A 20,990-nucleotide genomic window follows, 5' to 3' on the forward strand; every position below is an offset into this window, starting at 1 on the left:
GGAGGTCATTACCATTTGTAATCATTGCAAAAAGTTGAGTTACCAACGTGAAATCAACCCACAAACACTTCAGGCCATATCTTCGGGAGCTATCCGTAAAACACCTTTTGGATATTTTGCGGGCTTAGTTCTGATTGGGCTTTTTGTATCTGCTATTGTTATAGCAGGAATTTACGGTGCAAAAAAGAAGGAAAAATACTTGAAAGATCCAAAGGTTGGTGATGTGTATGAGGTTTCCTATACAAAAGATGGAAAAACAATGCGTACGCTTTATCGTATCGCGAATTTAACGACCGACTCTGTTACCTTTGACCTAAACGATTATGAAGCGGATAGCCGAAAGGGTCTACGCAAATTGCGCGAGCAACATGCAGATAGCTATTCGGAAAAGCAACGTTTATCGCGTGCCGAACTTGAAGAAATGAAAAGTAGGATATCGAATATTGAAAGATTGTAATAATCATTTTTGTTGTTGCTATAAGCAAGGTTCAGCTCTTTACCGGATCTATTTCTTTGTTTTTATAATATTAAATTTATGGACATAGCCCAACATAAAATATTGTTTCAATGTAAGTGAATTCCCAAAATATGTTACGTTGCCTTGACTGCCCCAATAATTTTGGGTATTCTGATTCAATATATCAAAGCCGGTCAATTTTAGCTGTGAATTATTTTTAAAGGTATAATAGACTGACGCATTTAATATATGGTAGTTTTTTCTGCCGCTCAATCCGCTGGCCCGGTTATCTAAGGAGTATGTTGATTCTAGCGAAAATCCGTGGATTGGATTAATATTCAATCCTGCACCAATTTTACGGATTGAATAAGTTGATTCAATAAAGTCGGGGTTATCTTTTACCGAATTTATGTTCTTGTTCCAAGAATAGGTATACTGTGGTGATATCGTCACTAGGTTTTTCCACGTCGCGGAAAATTGTTGGCTGGCATTGATCCCTATATTGGTCCCTTTATTATCAACATCATTGATGGAACTATAATTTTCATAGGTATAGATACTGTTGTTTTGCGATAGATAGAATGACCAATTTTTGCTGGCTTTTAGGTTGTATCTCAGGTAAGTATAGGTACTATAGTTATATTTTGATCCAGCGAGAAACATCTGGGTGGTCATTTGTCCTGTATTGTTGTTTCGCCAACTACGGGACCCGATGCTGTTATTGACATAATTGATATTTCCATTTACATTAAACTGCAATTTCGAGGTATACTTATAGTATGATATACTGACATTCTGTTTTTCGATATTGTTGAATATAAAGGATGTCTTTCGTGTATACAATGGATTTAGATCCATGACGAGCTGCTGAATTCCATAGAGCTCGGGAGACTCGAGATCTTTATACCAGCCGAGGTTTAGATCTTTATAACGTATATTAATATTAGGCAACCAGTAGCCTAAAGATGATTTCTCGGCAGAGTTGATTTTAAGTAAATCAAAATGATTTACCTTTACTTGATAGGCTGTTCCAAACTTTACGTTAAAATCTTTGGTGGGTCTCCAGTAAACTATAATACCGGTAATATAATCCTGGTATTTGTAACGATAGCTATTTTCATAAGGAGCTGCATGCATTTCTCCAGTGCTGTCGCGATTGATATATACACTTTCCTGTGGCCCTTGGCGGTTAGTGACATAGGTAAAGTAGTAGTCAAAGTTTAGTTTTTTAATTATTTTATTATAATAGGCTGCACTGAAATATAGGTTGTTGGAATTATTTTGTGTTCGGTTTTTATACCATAAACTAGTCCGCGGCTTAGCTGTATCATATATAAAGGTATTTTGAAAAGAGGTGTCGGTTTTTTCATTTGTATTGATGGAAATGGTATTTCTAAAAGATACGATGTGGTTTTTATTGAGTTGTTTTTCGATATAGAATCCATGTGAATAGTTCAGGGTATTTTCCTTATTTCCGCCCGTACCTGTTGCGTCATTTAGTTTTTTGAGATCCGTATAGGAGCGGTTCATTCCGAAGGTTGAATTGTTTTTTGAATTGATACCCAAATTCGGTGTAAATTCAAAATAGGCTGTTGTATCCATACGATGTCGGAGGAGGGTTTTGAGATTATGTCCTACAGATTTCTCCTGTTGCTGGTAATCGGATGTTGAATATTGTTTTTCCTGATCGTATAAAGAGATTTGATTGCCGGTATGTTGATTTTCGGCTTTATTATATTTCAGCATGTACATGATGTTCAACTTGGTCTTCTTTCCCCAGTCATTGTTGAGATTAAAGCCCAAGCCAATATCGTTGGCCTTACCCGAATAGTTCCTACCTCCAAAATTATCAAATCCATAGTTTTCGGCACGTCCAAGTCCAGCTTCTTGGTTCAATTCATTGTAATCAAAACTTTGGCGGTTAATGTTATTTCCGAAACCTAGGATACTTAGCTGTAGTGTGTCTTTAAATGTATTGAATAAACCACCGGCCTCATACCTGCTGCGTGTACCCGCACTACCATAAAGTTTTCCAAAACTGGCCTTGAGAAAATCTTTCTTAAATTTTAGGTTAATCGTGATCGGCAGTTTATCTTCGTCTTCGTTCTCTTTTTTTGTTTCGCCCTTATCACGGTACACCTGTACTGTTTTGATAAGAGAAGCATCCAAATTTCGTGTGGCTATACGTACGTCACTCGAAAAGAAATCCTTGTCGTTTACTTTTACTTTGGAAACCTCTTTCCCTTGATAGTAAATAGAGCCATCCATATTAACCTGAAGACCAGGTAGTTCTTTGAGCAATTCCTCTACGTTGGCGTTGGGACGAGTTTTGAAGAAGTTGGTGTTATATTCTAACGTATCTTTATTCATCCGTACGGGGGGAACAATATTGACGACTACTTCTTCGAGGCTTTTCGAGTCGAGCTTTAAGTGAGCGAAATCATAATTTTCTCCGTTAGGTATAGTAAATTCCTTACGAAAAGGATTTGCATTGACATGTGAAATAAAAAGCGTTAATGCGGTCCCTGTGGGAATTTTAACAAATTCAAATTTACCTTTTGTGTCAGTAAGGAGGTAGGAAACTACGGAAGAGTCTTTTGAATTGAGAATCGTTACAGTTGCTTTTTCTAATGGTTCCGCATTTTGAGAAAATACAGTCCCAAGAACTTTGCCCTTCGATTGACCTAGAACTATATTTGTGGTGAGTAATAAAATTAAAAATAAGTAAATTTTCATAAAATTAAGTACGCATGTCTTGGCTATATTGGTGATTAAAATGATTTTATGTAAATCATTTTAATACTATATTAAAGAAATGAAAATTATACTATAAATGAAAATTTATTTATAAGACAATCGATTGCGGATTCTATTTATTGCAATTTTTTTAAGATTATGTGTCTGCAAAACAACCTATTTACAATGAGCTATTGGACTTAACTATATAGGCAGCATTTCAATAAACATTTCGAAGAAACGTATAGCAATAAAAAAAGGGTATCCAATAAATCGGATACCCTGATGGCATAATTAGTCGATGTTGATTTTGTAAATAGCTTCTGCTTCTTTGTCATCAAATTGGCGCATTTGTGTGATCAGTTTCTTTTTCATCAGTTTGACGACGCTTTGATAGGTAGGATCCTTGTAAACATTATGGAGTTCACTGGGATCCTTTTGAAGGTCAAAGAGTTCCCAATTTTCGATTCGTTTATAATAGCGGATCAATTTATAACGGTCATCACGAACACCAAAATGGGGGCTCACGGCATGTTCTCCATTTTCAAAATAATGATAGAACAGCTCTTTTCGATGTTCCTCTTTGTTATTTTTCAGGACATGTACAAAAGATTCACCTTGCATGTCTTTCGGTTTTTTGATAGCAGCTAACTCCAATAACGTGGGAGCGATATCAGCGTTGACAATTTTGGCGTTTATGGTCGATTTTGCGCGTAATAGGGCTGGGTACCGCATGACCATTGGGGTACGAAAAGATTCCTCATACATCCAACGTTTGTCGAACCAACCATGCTCACCCATATAAAAACCTTGGTCTGAAAGATAGATTACAATTGTATTTTCACTGAGTGATTTTTGATCCAGATAATCTAGTACTTTCCCTATATTGCGGTCCATAGATTGGGCAGTATTGAGATAATCAATCATATAACGTCTGAACTTCCATTCTGCAAGTTGCTTGCCCGTCAAATTACCTTGCTTTAGTTGTTCATAAATGGGCCGATAATAGGTGATATAGCTATCCTTTTGAGCTTGGTTCATCCGCTTGAAGTTACCGTCGGCCATCATGTCTTCCAACGAATTGAACATTTTGAGATCGTAGCCCATTTTCATGTCCTTGTCAATGGACATTTCCTGCAATGCGGCTGCAGGTCTACTTTGGTAATTGTCGTAGAAAGTAGTGGGTAAGGTGAAATTTACAGTATCGTAGCTGCCGAAGTCCTTTGGATCTGGCATCCAGGTACGGTGTGTGGCTTTATGACCGATGACTAGACAAAATGGCTTATCAGCGTCTACCGTATCGAGCCAATCAATAGCTTTTTCGGTTACGATATCGGATACATACCCTTCAGTGCGTTTGCGGCCCTCTTTGCTGATAAAATCTGGATTAAAATAAGTCCCCTGTCCAACAAGAATATCATAATAGTTGAAACCCTGCAGTTTGTCTCCTAAGTGAATTTTACCCACCCAAGCGGTATTGTAACCTACGTTTTGGAGCTGTTTCACAAAAAGATCCTGACTAAAGTCGAATTCAGAAGTTTCATTGTCTTTGAATCCATTTTTATGGCTGTATTTACCCGTTAATAATGTCGCTCGGGATGGTCCGCAGATCGAATTGTTGACGAAGGCATTTTTAAATAGGGCACCCTGAGCAGCGATGCGGTCTATCTGTGGTGTTTTCCCATATTTCGAACCATAGGCTCCGATTGCTTGATAGGCATGATCATCGGAAATAATGATGATGATATTAGGCTTTTTTTGTGCAGAAGCATTTTTATAGAGAAGTGTTGCGATTACGGCAAATAAAAAGATGCTGAGTTTCATTGTGTTTTTTGGTTTAAATTGAATGTATCAAGCTTTTTTAAGCTATGCTATTTGAAAATAGTGTAAATTTCACGATGGTGATAACGCTGACTAAGATAAGGATTATTATGTATTACATAAAATAATTAAGTGATTGAATTTACTTTTTCATATCATTGTCTCTATGTATTTTTGATGCAGATTAAAATGAAAACAAAGGATAGATCAGATCTTTTTTTATACTACAATTATGGGATTTAAGTTGTTATTTAAGGGTATACTTTTGGGGGCTTTAGTAGGCGCTTGGAGTCTAAAAGGGTTGTGTCAAGAGGCAAAACCACCAATAATGGGTTGGAGCAGCTGGAATAGCTTTCGGATCCATATTGATGAAAAGTTGATTCGGGAGCAGGCAGATGCCATGGTCGCGACTGGCTTGCACGATGCGGGATACAGTTATGTCAATGTGGATGACGGGTATTTCGGGGGGCGTGACCAAGCGGGAAAACTTTACGAAGACCGTTCAAAATTTCCCGGTGGAATGCGGGCCCTATCCGATTATATTCATTCTAAGGGATTAAAAGCGGGATTGTATTCGGAAGGTGGAAAAATCGCGAACAATATACAAAAATAATAACGGCAGTGAAGGCTGTTCGCCTAGATGTAGGCTTTAACCTTTGCCGCTGGCAATTCCCGGGTGACTGGGCCATTAAACAGGTCGATTCTTGGCGTATCTCGCAAGATATACAACCAAATTTTGCTTCAGTGTTGCATATTATTGATCTCAATCGTAATCTTTATCCCTATAGCTCTCCGGGGCATTATAATGATATTGGATATGCTTCAAGTGGGTAATGGAATGACTCATGAAGAGGATAAAACGCATTTCTCGATGTGGTGTATGTTGAATTCACCTTTGATGGCTGGAAACGACCTTCGGAAAATCTCGAAACAGACACTTTCTATATTGACTAACAAAGAGCTCATAGCTCTGAATCAGGATAAGGCTTTTAAACAAGCACAAGTCGTTCATAAAGCGGGTGAGGTAGAAGTCTGGAAAAAAGATCTGGCAGATCCAAAGCATAAAGCATTTGCAATTCTTAATCGGTCGGACAAAGAAACGATGTTTAAACTGGATATTAAAGCGCTGAATTTGTCTCCAAAAAATCGCGTCAGAGATTTATGGCTTCATCGCGATGAAGGAAACCTTGGTCAGAATACAAAATTCATTCTTCCTCCGCATGGAATCATTGTACTGTTGCTGTCTGAATAACAAAGTGTCAAATTGTACGATAACCAAGTAAAAGGATTAAGTGGAGATGCTTTAAAGAAAAAGCCCAATCATATGATTGGGCTTTTTTATAGTGTTGTAAATCAATCATGTTAAACAGATTATCCAATAGATTTCTTATATAAAAAGAGTCGCTGATAATGATTGTCAAGATGTTTGCGCATGGCATTTCGAAAAACCTCGGCATTGCCGACCTTCAATATATCAACTAGGCCTCGGTGTGAAATAAAGCTTTTCGATGAACTGGGACTAGTCAGTAAGCCGCTGCTATGGACATATTGAAAAACAGGTAACAGCATGTTCTGGAAATCTTTGAGAATCGTATTTCCAGTGATTTCATAAAGCTTACCGTGAAAGGCTACTTCAGTTTCAATGTCGAAAATTGTATTATCTGCATTTATAGGTTCCTTGGCAACGATCGCTTCCAGCTCCTCAATGTCTTTTTCCTGTATATGTTCAAAAAGAATATCCGCCATACCCACCTCCAGCACCATGCGCATTTCAAAAAGATCCTGTAAGGTCTTGTTTTCCATAATGGTTGGGTAAAGTGATTTGCGTAGCGGTTTTATGAGATCTGGACTTGTTAGAACGGCCCCACGATGTTTTTTTGATTCGATCAATCCGACCATACGTAACCGCAACATAGCTTCGCGAACTACTGTACGACTTACACCAAGGGTTTCGGCCAATTCAATTTCCTTAGGTAAAGCATCTCCAACCTTTAAGCCTTGGTTGACAAAAAGATTGATGATTTCTTTTTCAGCACGGTCTACTAGTGAAGAGGTATCAATTGTATTAAGATGTTCTATCAGCGAAGAATTCGGTTCCATATATATTACATATCGCGCATTAGGCGCATTAAGACAAAGATAATTAATAAAAGTGATTAATATGTTGTACATAATTTGATTTAAATTTGTTTTTTACATTTAGTAATTTATATATTTGTATATATGTAATACTTAATACAAACCAATATGTATTCAAACCTAAAATTACGAACCCTTCTCACGCTGTCTGTTTTGATGGGCAATTTGCTTTTAGCCCAGGCACAAGACCATGCGGTGCGGGGAAAAATTACCGATGCAAAGACAGGGGAGTTGCTCGGCAACGTGACTGTAAAAGTCAAAGGATCCAACCAATCTTTGCAGACAAATGCTGATGGGACTTTCTCAATCAGTACCAATCCCAATACTATTTTAGTCATCACGTCTACGGGGTATAGACCATATGAAGTAAAAGTTGGACAATTAAATCAATTGGATATCAAACTCGAGTCCAAGGTTGAGCAAATGGATGAAGTTGTGGTGGTTGGATATGGAACACAAAACAGGAGAAGTGTGACTGGTTCCATCGCTAAAGTGGATAAAACTGTTTTGCAAAATACGCCACGTTCTAATGTTGCTACAGCATTGCAGGGAACTGTACCTGGATTACAGGTGGTGAATAAATCGGGTACACCCGGGGCGGCGCCTATGTTAAAATTGCGCGGTGGAGCATCAATTAAAAGTTCTAGTCCCCCATTAGTGGTAATAGATGGCGTCATTCGTGAGATGAATGATGTGAGTTCGGATAATATTGAATCCATCGAACTTCTAAAAGATGCTTCTGCAACGGCAATATATGGAGCTCGCGCAAATAATGGCGTAGTTTTGATCACAACGAAAACCGGTAAATCGGGACAGTCAAATATATCTTATAAATTCACAGGAGGCTTTAACCAACGTCGTGAGGGGTATCGTTATATGAATGCTGGGGATTACATTTATTATACGCGCTTGGGTTATTTAAATGCCGGTAAAACGATTGAGACAGCTAATAGCTCCAGAGGACTGGGATTATTGACTGATAATGCAAATTTATCTTCCTTCGATATTCGTCGTTACACATCTGACTTGGATCCATTACTAGCTAAAGGGTGGCAACTTGTTGATGATCCGTATGGTGGTCAGATAATTTATAAAGATCATTCGGGTGAAGTGGAGGATATCTTATTTCGAAATACCTATACAAAGGATCATTATGTAAATGTATCGGGCGGTAACGATCGAGGAAAATATTTCGCTGCATTTGATGCATATGATGAGAATGGAATCATTGTGGGCTCCAACTATAAAAGATATACTGCAGATCTAAATGGTTCATATAAGCTGAAACCGAATCTGGAGGTGGCAACCTCGGTCAATTTGTCAACTGCTTCTCAATATGGCGTTGGCGGATCGGAAGTAAGTGCATTATATCGGAATTTGGCTATTTGGCCAACATTTAATCCTTGGGTTGATGAGGCGAAGACGAGACCCAATCCAGGCAACGGCATCAATGATGGGAATCCATTGTATTGGTTGAGCCGTATGGAGAGAAATAATGAAACGAATCGCATTGTCGTAAACGGTTCCCTAAAATGGGATATTATTCCTGGTCTATACCTCAAGGTCTCGGGAAATGCCTATATGAAAGAGTTATTGAATGAGTTCTTCCAAAAATCGACCCAGACCTATGCCAATGTGTTTTCTAACCCCGAAACAATAGGCAGTACTTCAAGAGATGCTTATCGCAATATAAATCGCGATTTCCAAACACAGTTCAACGGTATTTTAAATTATACCAAGACATTTGGTGAGAAGCATAATCTGAACGCTATGCTTGGTGCGGAATATTTTAATACAAAAACAGATTATATGCAGGTGTATGGGAAGAATGCGCCTACTGATGATATACCGACCGTCAATGCTTCGACTGTTTTTGTGGCTGGAAATAACACATCTTCGAAATCTGAATATAGAATTATTTCGTCCATGGGACGTTTGGCTTATGATTATGATGGGAAATATTTGTTGAATGCCGTATATCGTTTGGATGGTGTATCGAGTTTAGCAGATGGCCATCGTTGGGGCTTTTTCCCAGGTCTTTCTGCAGGCTGGAATGTTCATCAAGAAACATTTTTTAAGAATACCAAATTAGCGGAGTATATTTCAACTTTGAAGCCTAGACTGAGTTACGGAGAAAATGGAAATATAAACGGATTAGGCAGATATGAAGTCCAGGGAACCTATTCCTTGCAAACCAATTATAATGGAACCGCTGGATACCTCAATACACAGCCGGTAAATGGAAATCTGGTTTGGGAAACGAGTAAAACTACTGGTGTAGGCTTAGATTTAGGTTTATGGAAAGACCGCGTAACTTTACTATTCGATTATTACAATAGAAAAACTAAAAACCTTTTAACAGATCTGACTCTGCCTAGTTATATCGGCTTCTCGTCTATAAATACCAACTTAGGAACTTTACAAAATAAAGGCCTGGAGTTTGGGTTACAAGCTCGCGTGCTTAGAAATCCCGATGGTATTAATTTGAATATTGGCGCCAATGCCGCATTTGTTAAAAATAAAATACTGGAGCTGCCGAATAATGGAAACGAAAATAATCGTCAAGGTGGTCTACAGGTCTATGATCCAACATCGGGTCAAGTTAAATGGGTAGGTGGGTATCAGGAGGGGCAATCGCTGGGCGATATCTACGCATATAAACAAGTATCAATATTTAAAGATGATGCTGAGGTAAGTTCAGTTGCCGGAAACCGTACGGATAATATTGCAGGAATTACTGGACCTAATCTCCCTGTTGGAAAAAATGGAAGAATTACTCCTGGAGATGTCAATTGGCTGGATGTCGATGGAAATGATATTATCGATTCACGTGATCAAGTGTATATCGGCAATATTAATCCAAAATGGACGGGCGGATTTACAGCGAATTTAAGTTATAAGAATCTGAGCCTTTTTTCAAACTGGGAGTTTGCGCTGGGACATAAGATTTACAATGATCTTGTTGCAAGAACATTGGGTAATTATCAGGGCACATTCAATTATATTGAGCTGCAAAAACAAGCTTGGTCACCCACCAACACTATAACAGACATTCCAAAGGTTTATTTTGCGGATCAGGTTGGTGGTTCCAAACAGAATTATACACGTGGAAACAATGCCAATGCGGTATTGAATAGCAACAATTCGAGGTTTTATGAAAAAGGAGATTATCTGGCACTCCGTGAGTTGACTCTCTCGTACGACATGCCCAAATCATTGCTCGAAAAATCGCGGGTATTTTCGCATGCACGGATTTATTTTACCGGATCTAATCTTTTTTATATCACAAAATTCTCGGGTCCATCGCCTGAACCGCCAGTAGATGCGAACAATTTGGTTACAGGTATATATTTAGGCACTTATCCCACACCAAGATCTTATGTCTTAGGTGTTCAACTATCCTTTTAATCTTAAAAATTGAAAACGATGAAAATCAATATAAAAACCTTGAGCTTGGCAATGGTATTGGGACTAGGCCTCTTAAGTTCTTGCAATAAAAATCTAGAGTTAAATCCCGTGAGTACCATTAGTGATGGGAATTACTGGAAGACAGCCGATCAGTTTGATTCGTTTGTGAGTGGTCTACATGCAAGATTTCGGAACCATGAGCGCGCATTTGTACTTCTGGGTGAATACCAGGGGGAGGTCTTTGGCAATGATCCCGGAACGACATCGTCTTTTACAGGGGAAGCTCCGCAAGGGTTGGAAAGAATGTGGAATCATAATTTGGATCTCGATAATCCGGGGGTGAGCAATTTCGGGGCTTTTTACGAAAACATCAATCAGATAAATTTGTTGATCAGCAAACTTAATACGACTGATATTGTGACCGCTCAAAATAAAGGTTACTATTTAGGGATTGCTTATGGAATGCGTGCATTCTACTATTTTCAGCTGTATCGTTCCTGGGGAGATGTTGTCCTGCAAACAGAGCCTGTTGGAAATATTGATATCACCAACCTTGCTAAAGCCGCTTCTCCAGCTTCGGATGTTTTAGGGCTTGTAACTTCGGATTTAGAAAGCTCTCTGACTTCTTTTGGAACAGATTACTCCGTGAAGAATACAAAATCGTATTGGTCAAAATCAGCAACATTAATGCTTAAAGCAGAAGTGAATCTTTGGAATGCACATCGAGGCGGAGGTAAGGATGCTGCTTTAACAGCCAAAAATGCTTTATCGGAAATAAAATCAAATCTTACCTTGTCTCTGCAATCAGATTTTTCTGGTCTATTTTCTTCAACCAATCGCGGTAATAGTGAAATGATTTTTGTAGCGCGTCATCAATTAAATGAAGCGACTTTAGGTTTTATATCCGATTTTGTTCCACAATCTGGCCTTATCGCAAATTATTATGACTCACTTTCCAACAGAAAATTCACTGTAACTGCTGAAAATTATGGTGGAATATTACGTGCACCGACTCGTATCCGTTCGTATCGGGACTACAATGATTTGGATCAACGTAAAAACACATCTATTCAAGCGGCCTATTCAAAAGATGCGACAGGAAAGTTCAATATGGCCGGTTGTTTCCTGAAAAAATATCAAGGTGAACAAAATGCTGGATCTCGGGCATTTACGAATGATTTTCCAATCTATCGTTATGCGGATTTACTCTTGCTGTTAGCTGAAGCTAAAGTGCTACTGGGTGAAAGCCCCAAAGAGGAAATTAATTTGGTTCGAGCAAGAGCTTTTGGAAGTAATTACAACGAAGGTACTTTTGGTTTTCCAAATCAGAAGATAGACAGCGATCCGATGGAAGCAATTTTAAAAGAACGCAAATTAGAATTTATTGGCGAGGGGAAATATTGGTATGATTTGAGAAGAATGGGCGATAGCTTTGTTTATAAGTATACATCATTACCGGTAGCAGAATCATTTCGCCTTTTATGGCCAATAAATAGGGATGCGTTGACAAATAACCGGCTACTGGTTCAAACGAAAGGTTATACGTCGTTTTAGTTACATTTAAAAAAAATAATATAATATTAAATACACAGATCATGCTAGACCAAAAAATCTCAGGATTAATTGCAGCGCCATTTACTCCTTTCGATGAAAACGGAGAATTGAATCTTGAGCTGATTCCGCAATACTATGCGATGTTAAAGCGCAATCGGGTAACGGGTGCCTTTATTTGTGGCTCTACCGGAGAAGGGGTATCGTTAACTTTTGAGGAAAAAGTTGCGGTCATGACAGCTTGGGCCAGATTAACAAAAGAGGATAATGCATTTACACTCATGATGCTTCTGGGCGGAACGAATATCAAAGAATGCCAACAATTGGCTAGGCTGGCCGAGCAAGCAGGGGTAGATGTTGTTTCATTTACTTCACCATCTTATTTCAAACCTGCTAATGTGGATCAATTGGCAAAGTGTTGTGTCGAAATTGCTAGTGCAGCCCCGAATACGGCTTTCTATTATTATCATATCCCGGTATTGACCGGTGGAAACTTCCAGATGATCGATCTGTTGCAGCAGATTGATGGCGTAATACCCAATTTTAAGGGAATCAAATATACGCACGAAGATTTTATGGATTTTCTAAGCTGCATGAATTATGCAGATCGCAAGTACGATATGTTATGGGGAAGAGATGAGAATATGCTGTCCGCCTTGGTATTGGGTAACAAAGGTGCTGTCGGTAGTACCTATAACTATGCTGCACCTTTATATCTTGAGCTTATCGAGGCTTATGATCGGGGAGATCTTGAAAAAGCTAATGCTTTGCAGCAGCAATCTATCGATATGATCACACTGTTAGGAAAGTACGGTGGTATTTCAGTAGGAAAATCGTATATGAAATTGATTGGACTTGACTGCGGAGCATTTAGACTGCCTGTAAAGAATATTTCGACGGAGCAATTTGAACTTTTTAAGAGTGATGTGAACAAACTTAATTTTCAGACGTTTTGTGCACAGTAAAATAGATCTCCCTCTCGAAATGAGTATCATGAGTGCTTACTTCGAGAGGGAAATTATAGGCTGGACTGTAGGTTCAAGAATAAATAGATATGACAAAACAACATTGGATGGGAGTTATTGTGGGAATACTGTTTACAGGTGCTGTTCATGCACAGGTTGGTCGATTGGAATGGCATAAAGGCATTACATTGCCAGCTACGCAAGATGGAAAGGGGCATATTGGTATGGCAGGACCAATAGCTGGTGTCACAGGCGATTGTCTCTTGGTTGCTGGTGGGGCGAATTTCCCGCATTTACCCCCTTGGGAAGGTGGGGCGAAAGAGATCCAAAAAGATGTTTTTATTTACGGAAAAAAAGGAGGACGACTGAGCTTAATAGCCCAGGATAGTCTTCCTATAGCGGTTGCTTATGGTGCCAGCCTGAGTCTACCGGATGGATTGCTGGTTATCGGTGGAGAGACTCCTGATGGAAAAACGGCCGCCTGTAGAATGATTAAATATGATGGCTCTACCAAGAAAATTACGGTGTCAGACTTTCCGAACCTCCCATTTCCATTGGCTAATATGGGAGCGGTAGTTCATGGAAATAAACTTTTTATTGCCGGTGGTGAAAGGCCTGATGCTGTATCGGATCAAGTGTTAAAATTGGATTTAGCACATCTTGAAAAAGGATGGGTCTGTGTGGGGAAATTACCCTATGCAGTCTCCCATTTGCAATTGTTGTCTGATAGCCAAAATGGCCTTTATCTGCTTGGTGGAAGAAAGGCTCATCTAGAGAGCCCTTCAACATTATACCATGAACTGTGGTGCTCAACCGATGGTGGTACTACTTGGTCCAAACGGACGGACATTCCTTTCCCTGCTGCAGCAGGAACAGCTTGTGTATTGCCCGACCAAGGAATATGGTTGTTGAGTGCAGATCGGGGCAATACCTTTCATCAGGTGGAAGCGCTCATCTTTGATGCTAAAAAGGAAACAAATCCATCGCAGCGACAGAAATTGATTGATGCCAAGAATAAATTGCAAATCAATCATCCCGGTTTTGGCAGAGCAGTATGGCGTTATGATCTGAAATTGGCGAAATGGAAGCGGATGGGGGATTTGCCGTCGGATGGACCTGTAACCACGACAGCTGTTGTTTGGGGCGACATGATCATCTTACCCAGTGGCGAAATTAAGGCGGGCGTTCGTACTCCGGAGATTTTAGTAGCCACATTTTCTAAGAAATAGGATTGAAAAAATAAGATATAAAGAACTTAATATAAACCTGATAAACTTGAAATGATCTCTTCTTTACGACATAAATCTTTTTACCCATGGCTCGTTGTAGCCCTCCTTTGGGGGGTAGCTCTGCTGAATTATATGGATCGGCAGATGCTATCAACTATGCGTGAAGCCATGCAGGTCGATATTCCACAGCTGCAGCGTGCCGAGACTTTTGGTGTATTGATGGCCGTTTTTCTTTACATCTATGGTATCATGAGTCCTATAGCCGGTATCGTTGCCGATCGCAGTAATAGAAAATGGCTGATCGTAGGCAGTCTTTTTGTGTGGTCGGCCGTAACGTATGGCATGGGGATGGCGCACGATTATGCAATGCTATTGGTTTTACGGGCGATTATGGGATTTAGTGAAGCATTGTATATCCCCACAGCTCTTTCGCTGATCGCGGATTACCATACCGGAAAAAATCGATCGTTAGCCATTGGCTTACATATGACCGGACTCTATACAGGTCAGGCCTTGGGTGGTTTTGGTGCTACATTGGCCGCTTCAAAAGGATGGCATACCGCTTTTCATTGGTTTGGAATTATCGGAATATGTTATGCGGTCCTATTAGCGATCTTGCTTGTGGAGAAGAAACATGAGCCATCCCTCGAGGAGCCTGCTTCGGAAGGACGATTGTCTCTTCCCAAAAGTTTATTGTTGCTATTTTCCAATGTGGCGTTTTGGATTCTATTATTTTATTTTGCGGCTCCAAGCTTACCCGGCTGGGCCATCAAAAATTGGTTGCCAACCTTGTTTGCCGATAGCCTGAATATTCCAATGGCCAAAGCTGGTCCATTGTCGACCATCACAATCGCGATCTCATCATTTATTGGAGTTATCGTCGGCGGAATACTAAGTGACCGATGGGTACAAAAGCATATCCGCGGCCGCATTTATACCAGTGCAATTGGGCTTGGATTAACCATACCAGCTTTATTGTTTTTGGGATTAGGCCAGACCTTACCTGCGGTGGTTGGAGCCGCAGTCTGTTTTGGAATTGGATTCGGCATATTCGACGCCAACAATATGCCTATCCTATGTCAGGTTGTTCCTAAAAAATTGCGCGCAACCGCTTATGGTTTTATGAATATGGTGGGCGTGTTTGCTGGAGCAGTAATTACGCAATGGTTAGGGAAATTTAAGGATGAAGGTCATTTTGGGTTAGGCTTTGCACTATTAGGGGCAGCGGTACTGCTAGCGCTACTCTTGCAACTCCTGTTTCTCAAACCCAAAACAACGGAGAAGTAATCGCTTTTATTTCCTGAATGAATAGATGATGAAAATGAAATCCTTAATCAGCACGCTGCATACCTATATTTCAAAAAAAGGAGGTCTACTTTTAGGTTTGATGGTCTCCATCTCCATTGCAGTGGGACAACCCCGGACAAAAGTAGCTTGTATCGGTAACTCCGTAACCTTTGGTTATGGGCTCGGAAATTCTAAAGAGGACTCTTATCCGGGCCAGCTTCAGGCTTTGCTGGGTCAGCGGTTTGAAGTGAGGAATTTTGGTCATTCAGGGGCCACACTTTTACGTAAGGGGCATAGACCTTATTATAAAACGGAAGAATACAGAAAAGCCTTGGATTATAAACCTGATGTTGCCATTATACACCTGGGACTCAATGATACTGATCCGAGAAACTGGCCAAATTATAAGAACTCCTTTGCATCGGATTACGCGACTCTGATTGACTCCATACGATCCGTTAATCCGAAAGTACAAATTTACATCTGTCGATTGACTCCTATTTTTAGTGGTCATCCGCGCTTTTTATCCGGGACACGCGATTGGTATGATCAAATTCAGGCGCTTATACCGCAGATAGCAAAAAATAACCAAGTGGGACTGATCGATCTGAACAGCCCACTGCGGTATCGGATTGATCTTTTTGACGATTACTTGCATCCGAACAGGGAAGGAGCTGCATTGATTGCTGAACAGGTCGCGCATGTATTGATCCCTGTTCTCCAAGATTTGCAAGTGGCCGAAACCATCGGTTCGGATATGGTGCTCCAGCGTAATTGGGAAAATAGCATCTATGGTAAAGGTACTGCCGCCGATGTGATCACTCTTGCATTTAATAAGAAAAACTATAAGACCCAAGTCAATCCCGAAGGCTTCTGGGAAATAAAGTTGCCTAAAATGGAAGCCGGAGGACCTTATGAAATAACAGTGCGTTCGGGCAAGCAGAAAATAGTGTTGAAAAATATTCTTTTTGGCGATGTATACCTTGCTTCGGGACAATCAAATATGGCTTTTCAACTTCGTGGAGCCACAAAGGGCGAAGAGCTGATCAAAGATGCACCGCACTTAAAGAATGTGCGCCTTTTTAAATGCCGCAGCCTTGTGGAGACCAATGCTGTTGCATGGGATACCGCGACCTTAAGGAAAGTAAACGATTTGTCCTTTTTCAGCGGTGCCTGGCGGCAAGCTACCGGGGCGGAGGCCGCGCAATTCTCAGCTGTTGCTTATTCATTTGCCCAGCAGATCGCCAGCGAACAGCATATTCCCATTGGTATTATTGATCTATCGGTAGGTGGGTCTAATACCGAATCATGGATTGATCGAAAATCATTGGAAAACGACGATTTGCTTGCCTCTTATATTCACAACTGGCAAAAATCAGATTTCCTGCAGGATTTCTGCCGTGAGCGCGCCAGTCAAAATCTAGCAGTTTCAAAGGTGAAAAATCAACGCCATCCGTATCAACCAGCTTACAATTTTGAAGCGGGTGTCAGCAAATGGTTGAGCACAGGATTGAAAGGTATACTGTGGTATCAAGGTGAGAGCAATGCGCATAACATAGAACTTCACGAACGTCTTTTTAAAACATTGATTTCCTCCTGGCGGAAGAGTTTTCACCAAGATCTACCTTTTTTCTTTGTTCAGCTCACAAGTATAGATAGACCTTCATGGGGTGATTTTAGAAACTCACAACGCTTACTGGAGAAAGCCATTGCTGGTACATACATGGCCGTAACGATCGATGTAGGTGATTCTTTGGATGTACATCCCCGTGAAAAGATTGTGGTAGGCCGAAGGTTGGCAAATTTAGTGCGTAAACATGTATATGGTGTTGAATTGAATGCAGATCATCCTGATCTGGTCAGGTATGCGCTTCGCGATGATAAGCTGTTATTGACATTTGATCATTGTATAAAATTAATAACCCCAGGGAATGCGCCTGTGAAAGGTTTTCAGGTAATGGACAATAAGGGGAAAATTTCTGATGTAAATGCAAATATCCTATCGGGCAATGTCGTCCAAATCGTTAAGCCGAATTTCCAATTCACCAAAATCCTGTATGGATATGAACCTTTTAGCAGGGCAAATCTTCAAAATGAAATTGGAACGCCAGTGTCCACTTTTGATTTGACGATCAACTAAACATAAGACGATCAACTAAACATAAATAAATTGACTCAAAAACTAGAACAGATGAAACAGACAAGTATAAAAGATACCGCAAATATAATAGACACTGATTACTTGAAGGAGTTGGAAGTTTTTTATCGTGATCAGCTTTTAAAAGACACTGTACCATTTTGGTTTCCACGATCGATTGACCATGAATGTGGCGGCTATCTATTTATCCGTGATCATGATGGGGATTTGATTGATACAGATAAAGCCGTGTGGATACAGGGAAGGGCATGCTGGTTGCTGGCCACACTTTACAATACGGTTGAGCAAAAAGAGGAATGGCTGGAAGGGGCCCGGATAGGCTATGAATTTTTGAAGAAACATTGTTTTGATGCAAACGGCAAAATGTATTTTCATGTAGACCGCATCGGTAACCCAATTCGTATGCGTCGTTATTTCTTTTCGGAGACTTTTGCGGCAATCGCCTTTGCAGCCTATGCAAAAGCGACGGGAGATGCCGGTATTGCTGCGGAAGCACATGAGCTGTTTGGAATTTGTCTGGCTTATGCACAGGGAGAAAGATTGGTGGAACCAAAATACGAACAGACCAGGCCAATGAAAGGGATCGGTGTGCCGATGATTATGATCAATACCGCACAGCAAATTCGCGAAACAATTGGAGATCCACGCTGTGATTTCGTTATCAGTAATTTTATCGCGCAGATAGAACGTGATTTTGTAAAAGATGATATCCGCTGTGTGATGGAACAAGTGGGACCTGAAGGTGAAATTGTTGATCATATTGACGGGCGCACACTCAACCCCGGACATGCCATCGAAGGAGCGTGGTTTATCTTGCATGAAGCGAAATATCGGGCGAACGATCCGCATCTGATTGACCTGGGCTGTCGTATGCTCGATTATATGTGGGAGCGCGGCTGGGATAAAGAATATGGTGGTATACTGTACTTTCGGGATGTCTATGGAAAGCCGGTACAAGAATATTGGCAGGATATGAAGTTTTGGTGGCCGCAGAATGAAACTATTATAGCAACATTACTCGCTTACCTAATGACCGGAAATGAGAAATATAAAAGTTGGCATCAGCAGATCAATCAGTATGCCTATGATCATTTTCATGATAAAATCAATGGTGAATGGTATGGCTATCTGCATCGTGATGGGAAGATTGCGCAGACGGCAAAAGGTAATTTATTTAAAGGACCATTCCATCTTCCTCGTCAAGAGTGGTATTGTATGCAAATACTACAGGAATTTAATACGATTAAGGGATAACATGATGCGACAAACTGTAGCGACAACTAAGTTCCTCCAAAGGCTGATGATGATTGTCATGATGATCTCTCCGCTATATGGTATGTCCGAAACTATCAGACCTTTGCTTCCCATGCCGCAGTCTGTTATCTGGAAAACCGGGTATTACCAGGTCAAACAAGTGGTCTGCGTACGCACCAAAGGAGAAGTGTCAACTACAGGTAGACAGACTTTGACAGCACTGCTAAGCGATTGGGATGTAAGGCGCATAGACTTCGATAGCAAAGAAAATATAGCTATAACGATTAGTTGCAATAAAGAAATGAAACTTCCCTTGTCTTCTTTGGAAGGCTATCGCATTGTTATAGATAAAAGGGGAGTAAACATTGAAGCCCGAGCGAGTAAAGGGGTTTTCTATGCCCTGCAAACTTTGCGTCAACTGGGAGGCAGCGATGGTAAGTTGCCGTATTGCGTCATTACAGATTATCCATCTTTTCGTTGGCGTGGCTACTTGGTAGACGTGGGAAGAAATTTTCAGTCTATGCAGGTGTTGAAGGAGCAGATCGATATGATGGCGCGGTATAAGCTGAATATTTTTCACTTTCATTTCACCGAGGATATTGCTTGGCGACTGATCAGTAAAAAATATCCCGGTTTGACCGACTCTGCAAATATGGAGCGTTGGAAGGGAAAGTATTATACAGTCGACGATATGCAGCAGCTGATCCAGTATTGTCATGATCGCCATATTCAGCTCGTACCCGAAATTGATATGCCAGGGCATTCCGCAGCATTTCGCCGTTCTTTTAAAACCGATATGCAGAGCGATAGCGGCATAGCGATCATCAAAGAACTAGTGAAGGAATTTGCGACCACCTATCCCGGGCTACCTTATCTGCATATTGGGGGGGATGAGGTGAAAATTCACAACCAAACATTTTTGCCGATGATGACAAAATGGACGGAGGACTTAGGTCTAAAAACCATCGGCTGGGAGCCTGGTGGTAATTTGCAGGCACACACAATCCGCCAGCTTTGGATGGGTGGACCACAGGCTATTACCAATGACTCACCTTTTGAAGTGATTGACTCAAAGCATTTGTATATCAATCATATGGATCCTTTGGAAACGGTGACGACCTTGTTCTATAGGGAATTAGGTGGTCAATCGTCAGAAAATGAAAAGTTAATGGGTGCGACGTTATGTTCCTGGCCCGATCGTGCAGTCCATCATGAACGTGATGTATTCCATCAGAATGCAGTTTACCCGGCTTTGCTGACTTTTGCGGAACGAAGCTGGCGAGGAGGAGGAGATTTTGAATGGCGTAGTAATATCAAAACGGATGTAAAGGGATTAGCTCAATTTGTTGAATTTGAAAAGCGTTTGCTCCAACATAAAAGATTGTATTTTAAAGATTTTATTTTTCCGTATTACGCACAAAGTGGGCAAAAATGGATGTTGTATGGGCCTGTGGAAAATAAGGGTGATCTGAGCATGGTCTTAAAAAATGAAGCGACAGGAAAATTTACCAATTTAAAAAAGATCGGTGAGTTTTATGGTGGAACTATCGTATTACGCCATTGGTGGGCTGATGTCGTAAAAGGGGCTATTGATCGGCCGCTTGAAAATAGTACCGTATATGCTGTGAGCAAAGTATGGAGTGAAAGAGGGGGAAACCAAAGTTTTTGGATCGGTTTTAACGACCTCTCCCGTTCATATGCCAGTGATTCACCAAATTTGGGAACCTGGGACGATAGAATGAGCAAAATTTGGGTGAACGGGCGTGAAGTGCTTCCACCGAATTGGCAACATGCTGGCCAAAAAGGAAATTTGGAGCTCCCATTGGTTGATGAAGGTTACAGCTACCGAAGTCCAAGCATTATTCTGCTGGAGGAAGGCTGGAATACAGTTGTGGTGAAACTTCCTGTGGGAAAATTAAATGGGAAAGATTGGCAAAATCCACTAAAATGGATGTTTACTTGCCTACCGATTGAAAGGGAGTAAT

General features: G+C 40.5%; 15 protein-coding genes. 12 read left to right on the forward strand and 3 right to left on the reverse strand.

From position 1 onward, the window contains the following. Window positions 1-34 precede the first annotated feature (34 nt). Window positions 35-457 (forward strand): hypothetical protein, encoded by a 423-nt coding sequence (locus IQ31_RS12365; RefSeq protein WP_244294469.1) that lies wholly within the window; start codon window positions 35-37, stop codon window positions 455-457. Window positions 458-505: 48 nt separating this feature from the next. On the opposite strand, the gene IQ31_RS12370 is transcribed toward IQ31_RS12365, so the two are convergent. Then, window positions 506-3,193, reverse strand: coding sequence for a carboxypeptidase-like regulatory domain-containing protein (locus tag IQ31_RS12370; RefSeq protein WP_145328183.1), 2,688 nt, complete (start codon window positions 3,191-3,193; stop codon window positions 506-508). Between the two features lie 294 nt (window positions 3,194-3,487). Further along, a complete protein-coding gene (locus tag IQ31_RS12375) occupies window positions 3,488-5,017 on the reverse strand; it encodes a sulfatase family protein (protein ID WP_145328184.1) in 1,530 nt (509 codons plus the stop codon). Window positions 5,018-5,246: 229 nt separating this feature from the next. Here IQ31_RS12375 and IQ31_RS27895 point away from each other — a divergent pair, with 229 nt between their 5' ends. The 3 genes from IQ31_RS27895 to IQ31_RS27905 are packed head-to-tail and all read left to right on the forward strand — an operon-like array spanning window position 5,247 to window position 6,266. Further along, complete coding sequence (locus IQ31_RS27895; protein ID WP_244294471.1) at window positions 5,247-5,627, forward strand: alpha-galactosidase; 381 nt, start codon at window positions 5,247-5,249, stop codon at window positions 5,625-5,627. Between the two features lie 8 nt (window positions 5,628-5,635). Further along, window positions 5,636-5,848, forward strand: coding sequence for an alpha-amylase family protein (locus tag IQ31_RS27900; RefSeq protein ID WP_244294472.1), 213 nt, complete (start codon window positions 5,636-5,638; stop codon window positions 5,846-5,848). Next, window positions 5,832-6,266 carry a hypothetical protein gene (locus IQ31_RS27905; RefSeq protein ID WP_244294473.1) on the forward strand — a complete coding sequence of 145 codons (435 nt, stop codon included), beginning with the start codon at window positions 5,832-5,834 and terminating at the stop codon, window positions 6,264-6,266. The genes IQ31_RS27900 and IQ31_RS27905 overlap by 17 nt, the downstream gene beginning before the upstream one ends. Window positions 6,267-6,385: 119 nt before the next feature. On the opposite strand, the gene IQ31_RS12385 is transcribed toward IQ31_RS27905, so the two are convergent. Further along, window positions 6,386-7,186, reverse strand: coding sequence for a FadR/GntR family transcriptional regulator (locus tag IQ31_RS12385; protein ID WP_244294475.1), 801 nt, complete (start codon window positions 7,184-7,186; stop codon window positions 6,386-6,388). A 75-nt stretch (window positions 7,187-7,261) separates the two neighbouring features. On the opposite strand from IQ31_RS12385, the gene IQ31_RS12390 reads away from it, so the two are divergent. The 8 genes from IQ31_RS12390 to IQ31_RS12425 all read left to right on the forward strand — a co-directional run bounded on the left by IQ31_RS12390 (window position 7,262) and on the right by IQ31_RS12425 (window position 20,989). Next, window positions 7,262-10,561 carry a SusC/RagA family TonB-linked outer membrane protein gene (locus IQ31_RS12390; protein WP_244294476.1) on the forward strand — a complete coding sequence of 1,100 codons (3,300 nt, stop codon included), beginning with the start codon at window positions 7,262-7,264 and terminating at the stop codon, window positions 10,559-10,561. An 18-nt stretch (window positions 10,562-10,579) separates the two neighbouring features. Then, window positions 10,580-12,115: a SusD family outer membrane lipoprotein NanU gene (gene nanU, locus IQ31_RS12395; RefSeq protein ID WP_145328185.1), complete on the forward strand. Its 1,536-nt coding sequence runs from the start codon at window positions 10,580-10,582 to the stop codon at window positions 12,113-12,115. 41 nt (window positions 12,116-12,156) lie between these two features. Further along, window positions 12,157-13,077: a dihydrodipicolinate synthase family protein gene (locus IQ31_RS12400; RefSeq protein ID WP_145328186.1), complete on the forward strand. Its 921-nt coding sequence runs from the start codon at window positions 12,157-12,159 to the stop codon at window positions 13,075-13,077. Between the two features lie 89 nt (window positions 13,078-13,166). Beyond that, window positions 13,167-14,306 (forward strand): hypothetical protein, encoded by a 1,140-nt coding sequence (locus IQ31_RS12405; RefSeq protein WP_145328187.1) that lies wholly within the window; start codon window positions 13,167-13,169, stop codon window positions 14,304-14,306. A 51-nt stretch (window positions 14,307-14,357) separates the two neighbouring features. Beyond that, window positions 14,358-15,593, forward strand: a complete 1,236-nt coding sequence (locus IQ31_RS12410; RefSeq protein WP_145328188.1) for an MFS transporter — start codon at window positions 14,358-14,360, stop codon at window positions 15,591-15,593. Window positions 15,594-15,627: 34 nt separating this feature from the next. Next, complete coding sequence (locus IQ31_RS12415) at window positions 15,628-17,733, forward strand: GDSL-type esterase/lipase family protein (RefSeq protein WP_158638875.1); 2,106 nt, start codon at window positions 15,628-15,630, stop codon at window positions 17,731-17,733. A 51-nt stretch (window positions 17,734-17,784) separates the two neighbouring features. Further along, the gene (locus tag IQ31_RS12420) at window positions 17,785-19,005 is read left to right on the forward strand and encodes an AGE family epimerase/isomerase (protein ID WP_145328190.1); all 1,221 of its coding nucleotides are present in this window, start codon (window positions 17,785-17,787) and stop codon (window positions 19,003-19,005) included. Window position 19,006: 1 nt separating this feature from the next. Then, window positions 19,007-20,989, forward strand: a complete 1,983-nt coding sequence (locus tag IQ31_RS12425) for a family 20 glycosylhydrolase (RefSeq protein ID WP_158638877.1) — start codon at window positions 19,007-19,009, stop codon at window positions 20,987-20,989. Window position 20,990: the final 1 nt, after the last annotated feature.

Origin of the sequence: Sphingobacterium siyangense (genome assembly GCF_007830445.1) — a bacterium.
Lineage (GTDB): Bacteria > Bacteroidota > Bacteroidia > Sphingobacteriales > Sphingobacteriaceae > Sphingobacterium > Sphingobacterium siyangense.

What these genes read in the sequence shown, in the direction of transcription:
- IQ31_RS12370 (WP_145328183.1), bottom strand. Translation starts at nt 3,193, where the DNA reads ATGAAAATTTACTTATTTTTAATTTTATTACTCACCACAAATATAGTT.
- IQ31_RS12420 (WP_145328190.1), top strand. Translation starts at nt 17,785, where the DNA reads ATGAAACAGACAAGTATAAAAGATACCGCAAATATAATAGACACTGAT.
- IQ31_RS12375 (WP_145328184.1), bottom strand. Translation starts at nt 5,017, where the DNA reads ATGAAACTCAGCATCTTTTTATTTGCCGTAATCGCAACACTTCTCTAT.
- IQ31_RS12390 (WP_244294476.1), top strand. Translation starts at nt 7,262, where the DNA reads ATGTATTCAAACCTAAAATTACGAACCCTTCTCACGCTGTCTGTTTTG.
- IQ31_RS12385 (WP_244294475.1), bottom strand. Translation starts at nt 7,186, where the DNA reads ATGTACAACATATTAATCACTTTTATTAATTATCTTTGTCTTAATGCG.
- IQ31_RS12400 (WP_145328186.1), top strand. Translation starts at nt 12,157, where the DNA reads ATGCTAGACCAAAAAATCTCAGGATTAATTGCAGCGCCATTTACTCCT.
- IQ31_RS12405 (WP_145328187.1), top strand. Translation starts at nt 13,167, where the DNA reads ATGACAAAACAACATTGGATGGGAGTTATTGTGGGAATACTGTTTACA.
- IQ31_RS12415 (WP_158638875.1), top strand. Translation starts at nt 15,628, where the DNA reads ATGAAATCCTTAATCAGCACGCTGCATACCTATATTTCAAAAAAAGGA.
- IQ31_RS27905 (WP_244294473.1), top strand. Translation starts at nt 5,832, where the DNA reads ATGCTTCAAGTGGGTAATGGAATGACTCATGAAGAGGATAAAACGCAT.
- IQ31_RS12410 (WP_145328188.1), top strand. Translation starts at nt 14,358, where the DNA reads ATGATCTCTTCTTTACGACATAAATCTTTTTACCCATGGCTCGTTGTA.
- IQ31_RS12425 (WP_158638877.1), top strand. Translation starts at nt 19,007, where the DNA reads ATGATGCGACAAACTGTAGCGACAACTAAGTTCCTCCAAAGGCTGATG.
- IQ31_RS27895 (WP_244294471.1), top strand. Translation starts at nt 5,247, where the DNA reads ATGGGATTTAAGTTGTTATTTAAGGGTATACTTTTGGGGGCTTTAGTA.
- nanU (WP_145328185.1), top strand. Translation starts at nt 10,580, where the DNA reads ATGAAAATCAATATAAAAACCTTGAGCTTGGCAATGGTATTGGGACTA.